We start from the raw sequence: 16,780 nt of genomic DNA on the forward strand, positions 1-16,780 counted from the left end.
CCCGCCGACCGGCGGGGCCTCTTCACGTCCTCACGCGCTCCGGGAGGTCCGGGGCGCCCGGACTCAGACCCGGTCGAGCTCCGGCCCGGAGTCGGCGCGCTTCAGGAGCCGCTCCTTGACCAGCGCGATCGCCAGCACCAGCGCGGCCACCAGCAGCGAGAGCACGACCTGCTCCCGGTTGCTCCCGCCGTCGTAGACCATGTAGCCGAGCACGCCGACGATCATGGCGATGGTCGCCCAGGTCAGGTACGGGAAGAGCCACATCCGCACGACCAGCTTCTCGGGCGTCTCGCGCAGGATGATCCCGCGCATCCGCAGCTGGGTCACGCAGATGACCAGCCAGACGAAGAGGGCGACGGCGCCGGAGGAGTTCAGCAGGAAGGCGAAGACGGTGTCGGGCCACTTGTAGTTGAAGAAGACCGCGACGAAGCCGAAGACCACGGAGGCGAGGATCGCCGTCGTCGGCACGCCCCGCTTGTTGGCCTTGGCGAAGGCCTTCGGCGCGTCACCGCGCTGGCCGAGCGAGAAGGCCATGCGGGAGGCGGTGTAGAGGCCCGAGTTCAGGCAGGACAGGACGGCGGTCAGGACGATCACGTTCATGATCTGGCCGGCGTGCGGGATGCCGATGGAGTCGAGGGCGGCGACGTACGAGCCCTTCTCGAGGATCGACTTGTCGTTCCAGGGCAGCAGCGTCAGGACGACGAAGATCGAGCCCAGGTAGAAGACGCCGATCCGCCAGATCACGCTGTTGGTGGCCTTGGTGACGGCCTTCTGCGGGTCCTCCGACTCGCCGGCGGCCAGGGTGACGATCTCACTGCCCATGAAGGAGAAGACGACCATCAGCACACCGGTGAGCACGGCACCCGCGCCCATCGGGAAGAAGCCCCCGGCGTCGGTGAGGTGCGCGAAGCCCGCGCCCGGGTTGTCCGAGCCCGGCAGCACGCCGAAGACGGCGAGCAGGCCGACCACGACGAACGCGGCGATGGCGACGACCTTGATGCCGGCGAACCAGAACTCGAACTCGCCGTACGAGGCGACCGAGCCGAGGTTGGTCGCGGTGAGCACCACCATCACGATGAGCGCCCAGCCCCACTGCGGGACGGCCGGGATCCAGCTCTCCAGGATCTTGGCGCCGGCGGTCGCCTCGACCGCGAGCACGACCACCCAGAAGAACCAGTACAGCCAGCCGATGGTGAAACCGGCCCAGCGGCCCAGCGCCCGGTCCGCGTAGGCGGAGAAGGAGCCGGAGGAGGGGCGGGCGGCCGCCATCTCCCCGAGCATCCGCATCACGAAGACGACCATCGCGCCGACCAGCGCGTACGACAGGAGGATGGCGGGGCCGGCGGCGGCGATGCCGGAGCCGGAGCCGACGAAGAGGCCGGCGCCGATCACGCCACCGATGGCGATCATCGAAAGGTGGCGGTTCTTGAGGCCTGCCTTGAGGCCGTGGGAGCCGTCGGACTGCTGCGAATCACCGGTGGTTCCGGTGTTCTCGCCTTCCTTCGCCAGGGTCGGTTGCGTGTTCATGAACGCTTCCTTCGGTGTGGGGGGCTGCTCGGGTCGCGAGCTGGAGACATGTAACCCGGAGACCGGCGAGTACGGAAGGGCCGACTCCGGATCGTGATTCAGGACATATTCGGGACATAAGGTCCGGACCGGGCGGGACCAAGGTCCCGACCCCGCTGACCGCTACCCCGTCCCCGCCGTGCCACACTCGGAACCATGCGCGTCTACCTCGGCTCCGACCATGCCGGCTACGAACTCAAGAACCACCTCGTCGAGTGGCTGAAGGCCCACGGCCACGAGCCCGTCGACTGCGGCCCCCACATCTACGACGCCCTCGACGACTACCCGCCGTTCTGCCTGCGCGCCGCCGAGAAGACGGCCGCGGACGCGGACAGCCTCGGCATCGTGATCGGCGGCTCCGGCAACGGCGAGCAGATCGCCGCCAACAAGGTCAAGGGAGTGCGCGCCGCCCTCGCCTGGAGCGAGCAGACCGCCGCCCTGGGCCGCGAGCACAACAACGCCAACGTCATCTCCATCGGCGGCCGCATGCACACCGAGGAGGAGGCGACCAAGTTCGTCGAGATCTTCCTCGCCACCCCGTACTCGGGCGACGAGCGCCACACCCGCCGGATCGAGATGCTCTCCCGCTACGAGGAGACCGGCGAGCTCCCCGCGATCCCGGCCCACCACCCGCAGCACGAGGCCTGATCCGCACCCATGCCTGAGGGGCACACGATCCACCGGCTGGCCGCCGACTACCGGGAACGGTTCGGCGGCCGGCCCGTGCGCGCCTCCAGCCCGCAGGGCAAGTTCGCCGACTCGGCCGCCCTGCTCGACGGCACGGTCCTCACCGCCACCGAGGCCCACGGCAAGCACCTCTTCCTCGGCTTCCCGGGCGAGGAATGGGTCCACATCCACCTGGGCCTCTTCGGCAAGGTCGGCTTCGGCGACGCGCCCGCGCCGCCGCCCACCGACACGGTCCGGCTGCGCCTGGCCAACCCCGAGGCGTACGTCGACCTGCGCGGCCCGACCACCTGCGCGCTGATCACCGACGCCGAGAAGCGGGCGATCCACGACCGGCTCGGCCCCGACCCGCTGCGCGCGGACGACGGCCCCGAGAAGGCCTGGCGGCGGATCTCGAAGTCCCGCACCACGATCGCCGCCCTGCTCATGGACCAGAAGGTCATCGCGGGCGTCGGCAACGTCTACCGCGCCGAGGTCCTCTTCCGGCACGGCATCGACCCGTACCGCGCCGGCAAGGACCTGACCGCGGGGGAGTGGGACGCGATCTGGGCGGACCTGGTCCTCCTGATGCGCGAGGGCGTCCGCCTGAACCGGATCGACACGGTCCGCCCCGAGCACACCCCCGAGGCGATGGGCCGCCCGCCCCGCGTCGACGACCACGGCGGCGAGGTCTACGTCTACCGCCGCGCGAACCTCCCCTGCCACCTCTGCGGCACGGAGATCCGCACGGCGGACCTGGCCGCCCGGAACCTCTTCTGGTGCCCGGGCTGCCAGACGCGCTGACGCCGCCGGCCGACTAGAAGCCGTGCGGCAGCCACGGTGCGACCGGCGACCCGAAGGCCACCGACGCCTCCACGAGCGCCCCCTCCCGCAGCTCCCGCACCCGCCCCGCCGAGGCGAGCGACGCGAGCGAGTTGCCGCCCAGGTAGACCGAGCCCAACTCCCGTACGGACAACGAGAGATCAGCGGCGTCCTCGGTCCGCACGCACACCGCGCCCTTCGCGTCCCCGGTCAGCCGCCACCGCCCCTCGTTCCAGGGGCAGAACGCGTCCGCGACCTCGAACACCACGTCCACCGGCGCCTGGTACGTCCGCGCCTCCAGCGCCGCCCCCACGTCCACGAGCCGCACGTGCAGCCCGTCCCGCAGCGTCGGCTCACAACGGCGCACATCGCTCACCAGGTGCTGCCAGGCGTCATCCACCGGCCGGCTGTGGACCAGCACCCGCGAGGTCAGGTCCACCGAGCTCAGGAACCGCCACAGCGCCCCCTCCGCCGCCGGATCGAGCCCCGCCAGCTGGTGCAGCACCACCGCCCCGTTGGCCCCGTTGAACGACCACTCGGGCTTGATCGCGTACAGCGCGTAGCCCACGACCTCGCCCCCGCGCTCCGCCAGCACGCACTGCCGCGGCGAGGCGCCCTCCCGGTCGCCCGGCGGGTCGATCAGCGCGAGCCGCTCCCAGCCGGGCCGCCGCTCCAGCATCCCGGGCCGGCCGGGGACCAGCCGCGCGTACACCGCCTCGCAGGCCTCCAGCGCCTCCGTCGGCGACGCGTACCGCAGCGTCACCTCGTCCGCGCCCTCCGGCACGGCGAGCCGCACCCGGGTCGTGTCGATCGTGGCCCGCGCCGAGTACGCCGCCACCGCGTAGCCGAACCGCCCGTAGATCTCCGGCTCCGAGGCCGTCAGCACCGCGAGCGGCTCGCCCCCCGCCCGTACGTCCTCCAACTGGCGCCGCATCATCGAGGTGAGGATGCCGCGCCGCCGGTGCGTCGCGGCCACGCTCACCATCGTCACGCCCGCCGCCGGGACCACGGCCCCGCCCGGCACCGAGAGCCGGAACGAGAACGCCCCCGCCGTCCCGACGCACCGGTCCCCGTCCCACGCGCCGATCGACCGCTCGTACTCGGTCAGCTCCTGCCAGAGCTTCCGCTCCTCGTCCGCCTCCGGAACCCCGCCGAAGGCGAGCTCCAGCACCCCGTACCAGCGGTCCCACTCCGATGGGTCGAGAACCCGCAGTTCAGTCGTCATATGCCATCGATATCAGCGCCCCGCCGTCCGACGCGACCCGATTTCAAATGCATTGTCACCTGGGTCCCCCTGCACGAGCGCCGATCGGGTGGATAGGGTCCAGGCCAATGGGACGTCGCGGCGGAGTGGACTCGTACGCGGCCCGGATGCGCAAGAGCGCCCTCCGGGCCCGCGTCGCGCTGCGCCGCTCCGGCGTCGACTACTTCCGCGGCGACGGCTCCGACTGGATCGCCCTCGCCGGACTCCTGCTCACCGTCCCCGCCATCACCTGCGGCACCCTGCTCAACCCGGTGTGGTGCTCGCCCGTCGCCCTCGCCCTGCCGATCGTCGCCGGCGGACTGCTGCTGCGGCCCGCCAGCCTGCTCGGCCTGTACGCGGCGTCGGCCGCCGCGCTCATCGTCGAGTCGCTCGTCCTCGGCCCGTACACCGAAGGGCCCGCCCGGGTCACCCCCGGCACCGTCCTGGTGGTCGCCGCCTGCGGACTCTTCGGCCTGCTCATCGCCCAGTTCCGGGCCCGCGTCGGCGTGCCCTGGCGGCGCGGCGGCACCATGCTCTTCGACCTGCGCGAACGCATCCGGGTCCAGAGCGCCCTGCCCCGCCTGCCGCAGGGCTGGCACCGCGAGATGGCCCTGCGGCCGGCCGGCGGCCAGTCCTTCTCCGGCGACTTCGTCGTCGCCGCCCGCACCAACGGCGGGCGCACCCTGGAGGTCCTGCTCACCGACGTCTCCGGCAAGGGCATGGACGCGGGCTCCCGCGCCCTGCTGCTCTCCGGCGCCTTCGGCGGCCTCCTCGGCTCGCTGCCCCCGCACGGCTTCCTGCCCGCCGCCAACGGCTACCTCCTGCGCCAGGACTGGGACGAGGGCTTCGCCACCTCCATCCACCTCGTCCTCGACCTGGAGTCCGGGGACTACGAACTGCTCTCCGCCGGCCACCTGCCCGCCCTCCAGCTGCACGCGGGCAGCGGCCGCTGGGAGGAGAAGGCCGGCGAAGGCCCCCTCCTCGGCGTCTACGACGGCGCCGAGTTCCACCCGGTCAAGGGCTCCCTGCGCCCCGGCGACGTCCTCATGCTCTTCACCGACGGCCTCGTCGAGGCCGCCGACCGCGACATCGCCGAGGGCATCGACCGCCTCACCGGCGAGGCGGACCGCTATGTCGCCGCCGGATTCGAAGGCGCCGCCTGGCACCTGATCGAGGCCTGCGCCAAGGACGTCAACGACGACCGCGCACTGCTCCTGATCAGCCGCCGGGGCTGACCCGCCGGGAGGCTGTCCCGGCCCGTCCCCCGCTCCGGGGTGGGGACACCCCCACCCCGGAGAGACCGGCCGCCTCCATCGCCCCCGACCTGCGGGGATCCGTACGTTCGTAGAGTCGATCACGAACGTACGGAGGACACTCATGGCCCGCGAAACCGCCCTCGGCGCGGCAGCCGTCGAACTCGCCGGGGTACGGCGCCAGTACGGCAGGGGGGCCGGGGCCGTGCACGCCCTGCGCGGCATCGACCTGCGCCTCCCGTACGGCAGCTTCACCGCCGTCATGGGCCCCTCCGGCTCCGGCAAGTCCACCTTCCTGCAGTGCGCCGCCGGACTCGACCGCCCCACCGCCGGCTCCGTCCGCCTCGGCGGCACCGAGATCACCGGCCTCGGCGAGAACCGGCTCACCGAGCTGCGCCGTAGCCGCCTCGGCTTCGTCTTCCAGGCCTTCAACCTGCTGCCCTCGCTCACCGTCGAGCAGAACGTCCTGCTGCCCCTGCGGCTCGCCGGCAAGCGCCCCGACCGGCACCGCGCCGCCGAGGTCCTGACCCAGGTCGGCCTCGGCGACAAGGGCGGCCGCCGCCCCGCCGAGCTCTCCGGCGGCCAGCAGCAGCGCGTGGCCATCGCCCGCGCCCTGGTCACCCGGCCCGACGTGATCTTCGGCGACGAGCCGACCGGCGCCCTCGACACCACGACCGCCGCCGAGGTCCTCGCCCTGCTCCGCGGCGCCGTCGACGGCCTCGGCGCCACCGTGGTCATGGTCACCCACGACCCCGTCGCCGCCGCCTGTGCCGACCGGGTCCTCTTCCTCGCCGACGGCGCCCTCGCCGACACCCTCCCGCGCAGCACCCCGGACCGCATCGCCGCCCGCATGACCGACCTCACCGCCCGCACCCGCGTCGGGGCGGCCGCCTGATGCTCCGCTCCAACGGCCTCGCCCGCGCGGCCCTCCGCTTCAAGCCCTCCGCCTTCGCCGGCACCTTCGTCGCGCTGCTGCTCGCCGCCGCCGTGATCTCCGGCTGCGGCCTGCTCCTCCAGACCGGCGTCACCGCCTCCGTCCCGCCCGGGCGCTACGCCGGCGCGCCCGTGGTCGCCGCCGCCGACCAGCAGCTGCACACCACCGTCGGCCGCGGCGAGGAGCGGGAGACGCTCTCCGCCGCCGTGCCCGACCGGGTCCGCCTCGACGCCTCCCTGGTCCGCGCCGCCACCACCGCCCCGGGCGCCGCCAGCGCCGTCGGGGACGTCTCCTACCCCGTACGCGACGCCTCCGGCGCCCCGCTCACCGCCTCCGGCTGGGGCTCCGCCGCCTTCACCGGCGCCCGCCTCGCCACCGGCACGGCCCCGGGCCCCGACCAGGCCGTCGTGGGCCCCGGCCACGGCCGGACCGGCGAACGGATCACCCTGCACACCCCGGCCGGCCCGCGCACCTTCACCGTGTCCGGAGTGGCGACGGCCCCCGGCGTCTGGTTCTCCGACGCCCGCGCCCTCGCCCTCTCCGGCCACCCCCGCACCGTCGACGCCATCGCCGTCCTGCCCACGGACGGCACCACCCCCGCCGCGCTCGCCGCCCAGGTGGAGCGGGCCCTGCAGGGCAAGGCCCAGGTGCACACCGGCGACGACCGCAGCCTCGCCGAGGGCGCCGCGCTGCCGGCCGCCAAGGAGTTCCTGATCGCCCTCGGCGGCTCCTTCGGCGGCACCGCCGCGCTCGTCGCCGTCTTCACCGCGGCCGGCACCGTCGCCCTCTCCGTGGGCCAGCGCTCCCGCGAGTTCGCCCTGCTGCGGGCGATCGGCGCGACCCCGCGCCAGCTCCGCCGCTCCATCGCCACCGAGTCCCTGCTCGTCGCCCCGCTCGCCGGCGCCCTCGGCTGCCTGCCCGGCCTCGCCCTCGCCACCTGGTGGTTCGGGCAATTGCGGGAGAAGGGCGCGATCCCGGAGGGGGTCCGGCTGGACACCGGCCCGGTCCCGTTCGCCGCGGCCGTCGGCGCCGCCGTGCTGACCGCCCTGCTCGCCGGGCTCGCCGCCGCCCGCCGCCCCTCCCGCATCGAACCGGGCCGCGCGCTCGCCGAGTCCCAGGTCGAGCGCCGCGCCACCGGCCGGGTCCGCACCACCTTCGGCGTGCTCGCCGTCGCGGGCGGCGCCTCGCTCGCCGGCGCCGCCGCCCAGGCCTCCGGCGAGGACGCCGCCAACCTGGCGCTCGGCGTCGTCATGCTCTTCATGCTGGGCGTCGCCCTGCTCGGCCCCCTGCTCGCCCGGCTCTGCGCCGCCCTCATCGGACTGCCCCTGCGCGCCTCCGGCGCCTCCGGCCACCTGGCCGCCGCCAACTCCCGCAGCAACGCGCGCCGGCTCGCCTCCGCGCTCACCCCGATCGTCCTCGCGATGTCCTTCGCCTCGACCCTGGTCTTCCTGCACACCAGCACCGAACGGGCCACCGAGCGCCAGCAGCGCGCCGGGGTCGTCGCCGACCACGTCGTCACCGCCCCCGCCGGGCTCCCCGCCGACGCCGCCGAGCGCGCCGGGCGGACCCCCGGGGTCACCGCCGCCGTCACCGTCCAGCGCACCGGCGTCCTGCTCGCCGACGGCACCGCGGGCTTCCGCGGCGCCACCGCGCAGGGCGTCTCCGCCGACCCCACCCCGGTCCTCGACCTCGACGTGCGGACCGGCTCCCTCGCCGCGCTGCGCCCCGGCACCGTCGCCGTCGACGCCAACCTGGCCGACGCCCAGCACGTACGGACCGGGGACCGGCTGGAGCTCCGGCTGCCCGACGGCACCCGGACCGAGCCCCTGGTCGTCGCCACCTACGGCCGCGGCCTCGGCCTGTCCGAGGTGACCCTGCCGGCCGCCGCCCTGACCGGGCACGTCACCGCCCCGTACGCCACCGAGCTCCTGGTCCGCGGCGGCGCGTCCGCCGCCCTGGCCCCCCTCGGCACCGTCACCGACGCCGCCGGCTGGTCCACGGCCCAGAGCCGCGACCGCGCGCTGGGCGCCTGGGCCAACACCACCATGGCCGCCGTCCTCGGCGGGTTCGCGGCCGTCGCGGCCGTCAACACCCTGGTGATGACGGTCCTCGACCGGCGCCGCGAACTGCGCACCCTCCGCCTGGTGGGCACCACCCGCCGCCAGGTGCTGCGCATGATCCGCTGGGAGTCCCTGCTGGTCACGGTCGCGGGCCTGGCCATCGGCACCGGCATCGCGCTCGCCACCCTGGTCCCGATGACCAACGGCCTCACCGGCGAGGGCCCCTACGTCCCGCCGCTGCTGTACGGCTCCTTCGCCGCGGCCACCGTCGGCCTCGGCCTGGCCGCCACGGCCCTGCCCGCGCGGGCGGCACTACGCTGACCGCCATGACCGGCACCCCGTACCTCACCCTCGCCGAGATCGAGGCCCTGGCCGTCGCCGCCCACGCGGGCCAGACCGACAAGGCCGGACGGCCCTACGCGGAGCACCTGCGGGCGGTCGCCGAGGGGGTACGGGCCCGGGGCGGCGGCGAGCGGCAGATCGCGGCGGCCTGGCTGCACGACTCCGTCGAGGACGCGGCCCTGTCCTCCGCGTGGCTGGCGGAGGCGGCCCTGCCGCGGGAGGTCAAGGACATGGTCCTGGCGCTCACCAAGCGCCCGGGGGAGGAGCTGGAGTCCTACACGGGTCGGATTCTGGCCACGCCGGGCGCCCTCCTGGTCAAGGAGGCCGACCTCGCCCACAACGCGGATCCGGCCCGCCTGGCCCTCCTCGACCCCCCGACCCGGGACCGCCTGACCGCCAAATACGCCCGGGTCCGGGCCCTGTTGGGACTCACCCCGCCGAACTGATCAAGACGAATTTCGTCATGTTGGCCGGTTTTCTACGGCGACGATTCGTCACCCACCCCTGCGGGGCAGGTAGTTGGTGGCACGATAGATGCGGCGGGGGTGTTCTGTGGCGTGCGCTCCCGGGCGGCAAGGCGAGACCGACCGAGGGTGTGATCAGTTGTGGCCATTTCACTGTCTGTGGTGCTGCTGTTGGCGATCATCCTGGTGGTGCTGATCCGTGGCGGAAACCTGAAGGCCGGCCCGGCCGTCGTCGCGGTGCTCTTCGGCTTCTTCCTCGCCTCCACGGGCATGGCCGACGACATCCAGCGCTTCCTGGACTCGATAACGCAGACGGTCGGCTCCATCAAGTTCTGACCCCGCTCAGCCCGCCTTCGCCCCGGACTTCTTGACGGACTTCGTGGCGGACTTCTTGGCGGGTGCGCTCTTACGGGCGGTCTTGGCGGCCTTCTCGGCCTTCGAGGCCGGCTTCGCCGCGGGCTTGGCGGGGGACTTCTTCGCGGACGCCTTCTGGGGAGACGCCTTCTTCGCGGACGCCTTCTCGGCGACGGCCTTCTTGGCGACGGCCTTCTTCGCCGCGGCCTTCTTGGTGGCCGGCTTGGCGTCGGGTTTCTTCGGAGCCGCCTTCTTGGCGGCCGGCTTCGCCGCGGGCTTGGCGTCGGACTTCCGCGGCTTGCCCGCCGCCCACTTGAGCTCGATCTCCAGCTCGATCTCCCCGTCCTCGATCTCCACCTCCACCTCACCGGCGAGCTCGTCGGGGATCCGCAGCGCCAGGGTCCCGGCGCCCAGCTTCAGCTCGGCCTCACCGCCCTTCCTGAGCGCCGCGGCGAGCGCCGCCAGCTGGTCGGCGGCCTCGATGCGGGACAGGGAGCGCTTCTGCTCGAACTTCAGATCCTTCATGACTGCCTCCGGTCCGGGTGGACAATCGGGAATAAAGCGGACAGCGCCCATTCTTCTGCCCCGCGCCGGACCCGGCATCCCACGGGCGGCCACAGACATGACGCAGGCCCCTCCGGACGGTGTCCGTGAGGGGCCTGGGCCGTAATGGAGCGGGCGACGGGAATCGAACCCGCGTAGCTAGTTTGGAAGACTAGGGCTCTACCATTGAGCTACGCCCGCACAAGGTGCGCCGCGGGCCATCGGCCGCGGCAACGGACGCCATCGTAGCGGGTCCTCGCAGGTCCCCGCACACCCCTTGAAAAGAGGGGGCGTCGCACCGTCTCCGTCCATGTACCCTACGTGTCGCACCGACGGGGTGTGGCGCAGCTTGGTAGCGCGTCCGCTTTGGGAGCGGAAGGCCGTGGGTTCAAATCCCGCCACCCCGACCAGCCAAGATCACATTGTGGGCCGTGAGGCGCTTGCGGTTACTATGCAAGCTGCGTGCCCGTGTGTCTCTCTGACCGGGCCGATCGGCCGGAACCGCCCCCAGGCGGTACCGGCGAAACCAGGAATCAGCCACCAAGGAGACCGAACCGTGAAGAGCGCCGTGGAGACCCTGAACCCGACCCGGGTTCGGCTCACTGTCGAGGTGCCCTTCGAGGAGCTCAAGGACAGCCTCGACGCGGCGTACAAGAAGATCAACCAGCAGGTCACGGTCAAGGGCTTCCGTAAGGGCAAGATCCCGGCTCGCGTGATCGACCAGCGGTTCGGCCGTGGTGCGGTGCTGGAGGAGGCCGTCAACGACGCGCTCCCGAAGTTCTACACCGAGGCCGTCAACGAGGCCGAGGTCAACCCGCTGGGTCAGCCGGAGGTCGACATCACGGAGCTGAAGGACGGCGAGCTGCTGGCCTTCACCGCCGAGGTCGACATCCGCCCGGCCATCGAGATCCCGGACTTCTCCGGCATCGAGGTCGAGGTCGACGCCGTCGAGGTCACCGACGAGGACATCGAGAAGTCCGTGGAGCAGCTCCGCGAGCGCTTCGCGTCCACCAACCCGGTCGAGCGCGCCGCCGCCGAGGGTGACGTCGTCACCATCGACCTGGAGGCCAAGGTCGACGGCGAGGTGCTGCCCGACGGTGTCGCCAGCGACGTCTCGTACACCATCGGTTCCGGCGAGCTCCTCGACGGCATCGACGAGGCCGTCACCGGCCTGGAGGCCGGCGGCGAGGCCACCTTCACCTCGCAGCTGAAGGGCGGCTCCGCCGAGGGCAAGGACGCCGAGGTCACCGTCAAGGTCACCGCCGTCTCCGCCCGCGAGCTCCCCGAGCTGGACGACGAGTTCGCGCAGCTGGCCTCGGAGTTCGACACCCTCGACGAGCTCAAGGCCGACAGCCGCAAGCGCCTCGAGAACATGAAGCAGTTCGACCAGGCCACCCAGGCCCAGGAGCGCGTCCTGGAGAAGCTCCTGGAGCTGGCGGAGATCCCCGTTCCCGAGAAGCTGCTCGAGGACGAGGTCAACACCCGCAAGCACAACCTGGAGCACCACCAGCTCGGCCAGATGGGCCTGAGCCTGGAGAAGTACCTGGAGTTCCAGGGCAAGACGGTCGAGGAGTTCGAGGCCGAGACCAAGGACCAGGCCGTCAAGGGCATCAAGACCCAGTTCATCCTCGACGAGCTGGTCAACAAGGAGAAGCTGAACGTGGACCAGGAGGAGCTCACCGAGCACCTCATGCGCCGCGCCGCCTCCTCCGGCATGTCCCCCGACCAGTTCGCCCAGGCCGTCGTCCAGGGCGGCCAGGTGCCGATGCTGGTCGGCGAGGTCGCCCGCGGCAAGGCGCTCGCGCTGGTCGTCGAGGCCGCCAAGGTCGTCGACACCAACGGCGTCGAGGTCGACCTGTCCGACGAGGACGAGGAGCAGGCCGCCGAGACGGTCGAGGCCGTCACCGGCGAGGCCGAGGTCTCCGAGGAGAAGTAAGTCTCCCCGGGGGGACGCGGGCGGCCCGGCCGCCCGCCGAACCCCGTGCCACGGGCCCGGACGCACTGCTGTGCGTCCGGGCCCGTGGACGTACCGGGACCCGTTTATGCGCCCCCAACTACCTTGCGCTCCCAGCGAACAGTTCGGGAACCGGGATGGCGTTGTCCTACCTGCGCGTTAGGGTCCATGAATACGAGGGCAGTGCCCTCTGAACGAGACGCTGAGACGGCCCTGGCCGTCGGAGACGAGCAGGTGGATACGTGACGAATCTGAAGCCTTACGCCGCGGGTGAGCCGTCCATCGGTGGCGGCCTCGGCGACCATGTCTACAACCGGCTGCTCGGCGAGCGCATCGTCTTCCTCGGCCAGCAGGTCGACGACGAGATCGCCAACAAGATCACCGCGCAGATGCTCCTCCTGGCCGCCGAGCCGGAGAAGGACATCTACCTCTACATCAACAGCCCCGGCGGCTCCGTGACGGCCGGCATGGCCGTCTACGACACCATGCAGTTCATCCCGAACGACGTCGTCACCATCGGTATGGGCATGGCGGCCTCGATGGGCCAGTTCCTGCTGACCGCGGGCACCCCCGGCAAGCGCTTCGCGCTGCCGAACACCGACATCCTGATGCACCAGGGCTCCGCCGGCATCGGCGGCACGGCCTCCGACATCAAGATCCAGGCCGAGTACCTGCTCCGCACCAAGAAGCGCATGGCCGAGATCACCGCGCACCACTCCGGCCAGACCGTCGAGGCCATCATCCGCGACGGCGACCGCGACCGCTGGTTCACCGCGGACGAGGCCAAGGAGTACGGCCTCATCGACGACATCATCACGCACGCCGCGGGTGTTCCGGGCGGCGGCGGCACGGGCGCCTGAGCGCCGGCAGTCCGCCGAAGAGCCCCAGCCCCCCGAACGCCACCAGGACGGTGAACACCCAGATGCAGAACAACCTCTCCGCGAGCGGCCTCTACACCGGCGCGCCGATGGACAACCGCTACGTCGTGCCGCGCTTCGTCGAGCGCACCTCGCAGGGCGTGCGCGAGTACGACCCGTACGCGAAGCTCTTCGAGGAGCGCGTGATCTTCCTCGGCGTGCAGATCGACGACGCCTCGGCCAACGACGTCATGGCGCAGCTGCTGTGCCTGGAGTCGATGGACCCGGACCGCGACATCTCGATCTACATCAACAGCCCGGGCGGCTCCTTCACGGCCCTCACGGCCATCTACGACACGATGCAGTTCGTGAAGCCCGACATCCAGACGGTCTGCATGGGCCAGGCGGCCTCCGCCGCGGCCGTGCTGCTCGCCGCCGGCACCCCCGGCAAGCGGATGGCCCTGCCGAACGCCCGTGTGCTGATCCACCAGCCCTCGGGCGGCACCGGCCGTGAGCAGCTCTCCGACCTGGAGATCGCGGCCAACGAGATCCTGCGCATGCGCAGCCAGCTGGAGGAGATGCTGGCCAAGCACTCCTCGACGCCGATCGAGAAGATCCGCGACGACATCGAGCGCGACAAGATCCTGACGGCCGAGGACGCCCTGGCGTACGGCCTGATCGACCAGATCGTCTCGACCCGCAAGAGCACGGCCGCCGCGGCACACTGACGCCCGACCTTCCCCTGGCACGGGGCATGTGGCCGAATCCCGACCATGTGAACCGTGCCAAGGGGGGCCCGAACGGGGGGCCCGGCAAGGTACCGTCGAATATGAGGCACCAGGAGTCGCTGAACCAAGCACTCCCAGGCGAAGGGGAAGCACCTCGTGGCACGCATCGGTGATGGCGGCGATCTGCTCAAGTGCTCGTTCTGCGGAAAGAGCCAGAAGCAGGTGAAGAAGCTCATCGCGGGACCCGGTGTGTACATCTGCGACGAGTGCATCGACCTCTGCAACGAGATCATCGAGGAGGAGCTCGCGGAGACGAGCGAGGTGCGCTGGGAGGAGCTTCCCAAGCCTCGCGAGATCTACGAGTTCCTCGAGGGCTATGTCGTCGGCCAGGAGCCGGCCAAGAAGGCCCTCTCAGTCGCGGTGTACAACCACTACAAGCGCGTCCAGGCCGGCGAGAACGGCGGCGCGCAGGGCCGGGACGACGCCATCGAGCTGGCGAAGTCCAACATCCTGCTGCTCGGCCCGACCGGCTCCGGCAAGACGCTCCTGGCCCAGACGCTGGCCCGGATGCTCAACGTCCCGTTCGCCATCGCGGACGCGACGGCGCTGACGGAGGCCGGCTATGTCGGCGAGGACGTCGAGAACATCCTGCTCAAGCTGATCCAGGCGGCGGACTACGACGTCAAGAAGGCCGAGACCGGGATCATCTACATCGACGAGATCGACAAGGTCGCCCGTAAGAGCGAAAATCCGTCGATCACGCGTGACGTCTCGGGCGAGGGCGTGCAGCAGGCCCTGCTCAAGATCCTGGAGGGCACCACCGCCTCCGTCCCGCCGCAGGGCGGCCGGAAGCACCCGCACCAGGAGTTCATCCAGATCGACACGACGAACGTGCTCTTCATCGTGGGCGGCGCCTTCGCCGGCCTGGAGAAGATCATCGAGTCGCGTGCGGGCGCCAAGGGCATCGGCTTCGGGGCGACCATCCGCTCCAAGCGCGAGATCGAGGCGAGCGACCAGTTCCAGGAGGTCATGCCGGAGGACCTGGTGAAGTTCGGGATGATCCCGGAGTTCATCGGCCGTCTGCCCGTCATCACCTCGGTGCACAACCTGGACCGCGAAGCGCTCCTGAAGATCCTCGTCGAGCCGCGCAACGCGCTGGTCAAGCAGTACCAGCGCCTCTTCGAACTCGACGGCGTGGAGCTGGACTTCGACCGCCCGGCCCTGGAGGCCATCGCCGACCAGGCGATCCTCCGCGGCACCGGCGCGCGAGGCCTGCGCGCCATCATGGAGGAGGTCCTCCAGTCGGTGATGTACGAGGTCCCGTCCCGCAAGGACGTGGCCCGCGTGGTCATCACGGCCGACGTGGTCCGCAACAACGTCAACCCGACGCTGGTGCCGCGGATCGTGAAGAACGACGGCAGGCACGAGAAGTCCGCCTGATCCGAAGCGACGAGAAGGGGCGCCCCGCCGTTCGGCGGGGCGCCCCTTCGTGCGTTGCACCGCGTCGCTTGGTTCAAGCCGTATCGAACAAGTGACCTTGCGGGCGTGAAGCGACCCTGTTCTGCTTGATCTTGACCAGTTCCACTCTCAAGCAACTCGGGGGAACACATGCTTCGTTCCAAGTCCGGGCGAGTCATTGCCGCACTGTCCCTGGCAGGTGTCGCGGCCATGGCGCCTGTGGCGACCGCCGCACCTGCTCAGGCCTCGCAGTTCGATTGCCAGCAGTATTTGCTCGATGTCGGCTACAAGGTCGGCGCAAAGACGAGGCAGGCGTGCAGCTACGGGGGGAGCGTCACCCACGCGGGACTCTGTTACCCGATCCTGGTGTCCATCGGGGTGAAGAGCCTCCACGCGACCACGGCGTGCCGACTGTCCTGACGCCTCCGTCAGTGGTCGGGGCTGGTGACGCCCCGCGAACTCTGAGGCGTCCGGCCGGCTCTTCCGTGGCCGGCCGGACGCCTCAGGGGGCGGCCTCGACCGCTCACGCCTTGACGCGGACTTCCTTGCGGAGCTTCGCGGTGACGGCCGCGGCGTCCTCGGCGGAACCGCCCTTGCCGGAGAGCAGGGAGGCCATGTCGACGGGGACGACGAAGCCCAGCGTGCTGTGGTCGGCCCAGGCGCACAGCGTCATGGTCATCGCGGGGGCGCCCTTGGCGGCGTCGGCCTGGGTCTTGGCCTGCTGGCACTTCAGGACCGCCCCGTCGAGGTCGGCCGGCTTGTACTCCTGCGGGCTGCCCTCCAGTTGCGGCTGGTCGCCCTGGCCCTTGTCCTTCTCGGCCTCCGCCTTGATGCCGGCGAAGAGGTCGTCGAGGACCTTCTCCGGGTCGTCGATCTCGCCGTAGAGGCCGCTGAACGAAAGGATCTTGCCCGCCAGCGGGTTGGCCTCGTTCTTCACCTCGTAGCCGGCGCTGACCTCCTTGGCGTTCTTGACGCCGGTCTTGGCCGCGTCCATCGACTTCTTGTCGCTGGAGCTCTCCTCCTTGGAGGACTTCTTGTACTCGCCGAGCACCGTCTCCGGGGTGACCAGCTTGTGCGGGCCGTCGTCCGCGACGGAGGAGCCGCCGCCCCCGCCGATCACGAAGTACGCGGCCACCGCGACGGCCGCGACCACCGCGACGCCGCCGATGATCCAGCCGGCCTTGCTCTTCTTCGGGGCCGGCGGCGGGGGCAGGTAGCCGCCGGGGCCCTGCGGGGCGCCGTACGGGGGCTGCTGGCCGTAGGGGCCGGGCTGCGGCTGGCCCTGGGGCGGGTAGCCGTACGGCTGCTGCTGGGGCGGGACGCCCTGGGGGGCCTGCTGCGGGTAGCCGTAACCGGGCTGCGGGGCCTGCGGCGGCTGACCGTACGGGCCGGGCTGCGGCGGCTGCTGGCCGTAGGGGCCGGGCTGGCCGTACGGGCCGGGCTGCTGGGGCTGGCCGCCGTACGGGCCCGGCTGGTTGTAGCTCATGGACAGGTTCCCCTCACAAGATGTTTATGCGTAGCGAACATCCTGTCGGAAGC

General features: G+C 71.6%; 15 protein-coding genes and 2 tRNA genes. 12 read left to right on the forward strand and 5 right to left on the reverse strand.

Annotated elements, in window-relative coordinates; genetic code table 11:
- Positions 1-63: 63 nt before the first annotated feature.
- Positions 64-1,527, reverse strand: a complete 1,464-nt coding sequence (locus ABD981_RS26230) for an amino acid permease (RefSeq protein WP_046905572.1) — start codon at positions 1,525-1,527, stop codon at positions 64-66.
- Between the two features lie 195 nt (positions 1,528-1,722).
- Between ABD981_RS26230 and ABD981_RS26235 the strand changes: the two genes are divergently transcribed.
- Positions 1,723-2,214 carry a ribose-5-phosphate isomerase gene (locus tag ABD981_RS26235; RefSeq protein ID WP_046905573.1) on the forward strand — a complete coding sequence of 164 codons (492 nt, stop codon included), beginning with the start codon at positions 1,723-1,725 and terminating at the stop codon, positions 2,212-2,214.
- A 9-nt stretch (positions 2,215-2,223) separates the two neighbouring features.
- On the forward strand, positions 2,224-3,033 hold the full coding sequence (locus ABD981_RS26240; protein WP_046905574.1) for an Fpg/Nei family DNA glycosylase: 810 nt from the start codon (positions 2,224-2,226) through the stop codon (positions 3,031-3,033).
- Between the two features lie 13 nt (positions 3,034-3,046).
- On the opposite strand, the gene ABD981_RS26245 is transcribed toward ABD981_RS26240, so the two are convergent.
- A complete protein-coding gene (locus ABD981_RS26245) occupies positions 3,047-4,276 on the reverse strand; it encodes a GNAT family N-acetyltransferase (protein ID WP_046905575.1) in 1,230 nt (409 codons plus the stop codon).
- 107 nt (positions 4,277-4,383) lie between these two features.
- Between ABD981_RS26245 and ABD981_RS26250 the strand changes: the two genes are divergently transcribed.
- From ABD981_RS26250 to ABD981_RS26270, 5 genes are all read left to right on the forward strand, one after another.
- On the forward strand, positions 4,384-5,529 hold the full coding sequence (locus ABD981_RS26250) for a PP2C family protein-serine/threonine phosphatase (RefSeq protein ID WP_046905576.1): 1,146 nt from the start codon (positions 4,384-4,386) through the stop codon (positions 5,527-5,529).
- 142 nt (positions 5,530-5,671) lie between these two features.
- On the forward strand, positions 5,672-6,442 hold the full coding sequence (locus ABD981_RS26255) for an ABC transporter ATP-binding protein (protein ID WP_046905577.1): 771 nt from the start codon (positions 5,672-5,674) through the stop codon (positions 6,440-6,442).
- A complete protein-coding gene (locus ABD981_RS26260; RefSeq protein ID WP_046905578.1) occupies positions 6,442-8,862 on the forward strand; it encodes an ABC transporter permease in 2,421 nt (806 codons plus the stop codon). The genes ABD981_RS26255 and ABD981_RS26260 overlap by 1 nt, the downstream gene beginning before the upstream one ends.
- A gap of 5 nt (positions 8,863-8,867) precedes the next feature.
- Positions 8,868-9,329 carry an HD domain-containing protein gene (locus tag ABD981_RS26265; protein ID WP_046905579.1) on the forward strand — a complete coding sequence of 154 codons (462 nt, stop codon included), beginning with the start codon at positions 8,868-8,870 and terminating at the stop codon, positions 9,327-9,329.
- Positions 9,330-9,488: 159 nt separating this feature from the next.
- Entirely contained in the window at positions 9,489-9,683 is a 195-nt protein-coding gene (locus tag ABD981_RS26270; protein ID WP_046905580.1) for a hypothetical protein, read from the forward strand.
- 6 nt (positions 9,684-9,689) lie between these two features.
- Here the strand turns inward: ABD981_RS26270 and ABD981_RS26275 are convergent, their stop codons facing one another.
- Together ABD981_RS26275 and ABD981_RS26280 are read right to left on the reverse strand one after the other, a co-directional pair.
- Positions 9,690-10,226, reverse strand: coding sequence for an amphi-Trp domain-containing protein (locus ABD981_RS26275; RefSeq protein WP_123954098.1), 537 nt, complete (start codon positions 10,224-10,226; stop codon positions 9,690-9,692).
- Between the two features lie 145 nt (positions 10,227-10,371).
- A tRNA-Gly gene (locus ABD981_RS26280) sits at positions 10,372-10,445 on the reverse strand.
- Between the two features lie 132 nt (positions 10,446-10,577).
- Here ABD981_RS26280 and ABD981_RS26285 point away from each other — a divergent pair.
- The 5 genes from ABD981_RS26285 to clpX all read left to right on the forward strand — a co-directional run bounded on the left by ABD981_RS26285 (position 10,578) and on the right by clpX (position 15,223).
- Positions 10,578-10,654: transfer RNA gene (locus ABD981_RS26285), tRNA-Pro, on the forward strand.
- A gap of 146 nt (positions 10,655-10,800) precedes the next feature.
- Positions 10,801-12,180: a trigger factor gene (gene tig / locus ABD981_RS26290; protein ID WP_046905581.1), complete on the forward strand. Its 1,380-nt coding sequence runs from the start codon at positions 10,801-10,803 to the stop codon at positions 12,178-12,180.
- Between the two features lie 260 nt (positions 12,181-12,440).
- Positions 12,441-13,058, forward strand: coding sequence for an ATP-dependent Clp protease proteolytic subunit (locus ABD981_RS26295; RefSeq protein ID WP_046905582.1), 618 nt, complete (start codon positions 12,441-12,443; stop codon positions 13,056-13,058).
- Between the two features lie 62 nt (positions 13,059-13,120).
- Positions 13,121-13,783 carry an ATP-dependent Clp protease proteolytic subunit gene (locus ABD981_RS26300; protein WP_046905729.1) on the forward strand — a complete coding sequence of 221 codons (663 nt, stop codon included), beginning with the start codon at positions 13,121-13,123 and terminating at the stop codon, positions 13,781-13,783.
- Positions 13,784-13,939: 156 nt separating this feature from the next.
- On the forward strand, positions 13,940-15,223 hold the full coding sequence (clpX, locus tag ABD981_RS26305) for an ATP-dependent Clp protease ATP-binding subunit ClpX (RefSeq protein ID WP_030494070.1): 1,284 nt from the start codon (positions 13,940-13,942) through the stop codon (positions 15,221-15,223).
- A 541-nt stretch (positions 15,224-15,764) separates the two neighbouring features.
- Here the strand turns inward: clpX and ABD981_RS26310 are convergent.
- Positions 15,765-16,727, reverse strand: a complete 963-nt coding sequence (locus ABD981_RS26310; protein WP_046905584.1) for a hypothetical protein — start codon at positions 16,725-16,727, stop codon at positions 15,765-15,767.
- Between the last annotated feature and the right edge of the window lie 53 nt (positions 16,728-16,780).

Origin of the sequence: Streptomyces showdoensis (genome assembly GCF_039535475.1) — a bacterium.
Taxonomy (GTDB): domain Bacteria; phylum Actinomycetota; class Actinomycetes; order Streptomycetales; family Streptomycetaceae; genus Streptomyces; species Streptomyces showdoensis.

What these genes read in the sequence shown, in the direction of transcription:
- ABD981_RS26230 (WP_046905572.1), bottom strand. Translation starts at nt 1,527, where the DNA reads ATGAACACGCAACCGACCCTGGCGAAGGAAGGCGAGAACACCGGAACC.
- ABD981_RS26235 (WP_046905573.1), top strand. Translation starts at nt 1,723, where the DNA reads ATGCGCGTCTACCTCGGCTCCGACCATGCCGGCTACGAACTCAAGAAC.
- ABD981_RS26240 (WP_046905574.1), top strand. Translation starts at nt 2,224, where the DNA reads ATGCCTGAGGGGCACACGATCCACCGGCTGGCCGCCGACTACCGGGAA.
- ABD981_RS26245 (WP_046905575.1), bottom strand. Translation starts at nt 4,276, where the DNA reads ATGACGACTGAACTGCGGGTTCTCGACCCATCGGAGTGGGACCGCTGG.
- ABD981_RS26250 (WP_046905576.1), top strand. Translation starts at nt 4,384, where the DNA reads ATGGGACGTCGCGGCGGAGTGGACTCGTACGCGGCCCGGATGCGCAAG.
- ABD981_RS26255 (WP_046905577.1), top strand. Translation starts at nt 5,672, where the DNA reads ATGGCCCGCGAAACCGCCCTCGGCGCGGCAGCCGTCGAACTCGCCGGG.
- ABD981_RS26260 (WP_046905578.1), top strand. Translation starts at nt 6,442, where the DNA reads ATGCTCCGCTCCAACGGCCTCGCCCGCGCGGCCCTCCGCTTCAAGCCC.
- ABD981_RS26265 (WP_046905579.1), top strand. Translation starts at nt 8,868, where the DNA reads ATGACCGGCACCCCGTACCTCACCCTCGCCGAGATCGAGGCCCTGGCC.
- ABD981_RS26275 (WP_123954098.1), bottom strand. Translation starts at nt 10,226, where the DNA reads ATGAAGGATCTGAAGTTCGAGCAGAAGCGCTCCCTGTCCCGCATCGAG.
- ABD981_RS26300 (WP_046905729.1), top strand. Translation starts at nt 13,121, where the DNA reads ATGCAGAACAACCTCTCCGCGAGCGGCCTCTACACCGGCGCGCCGATG.
- ABD981_RS26310 (WP_046905584.1), bottom strand. Translation starts at nt 16,727, where the DNA reads ATGAGCTACAACCAGCCGGGCCCGTACGGCGGCCAGCCCCAGCAGCCC.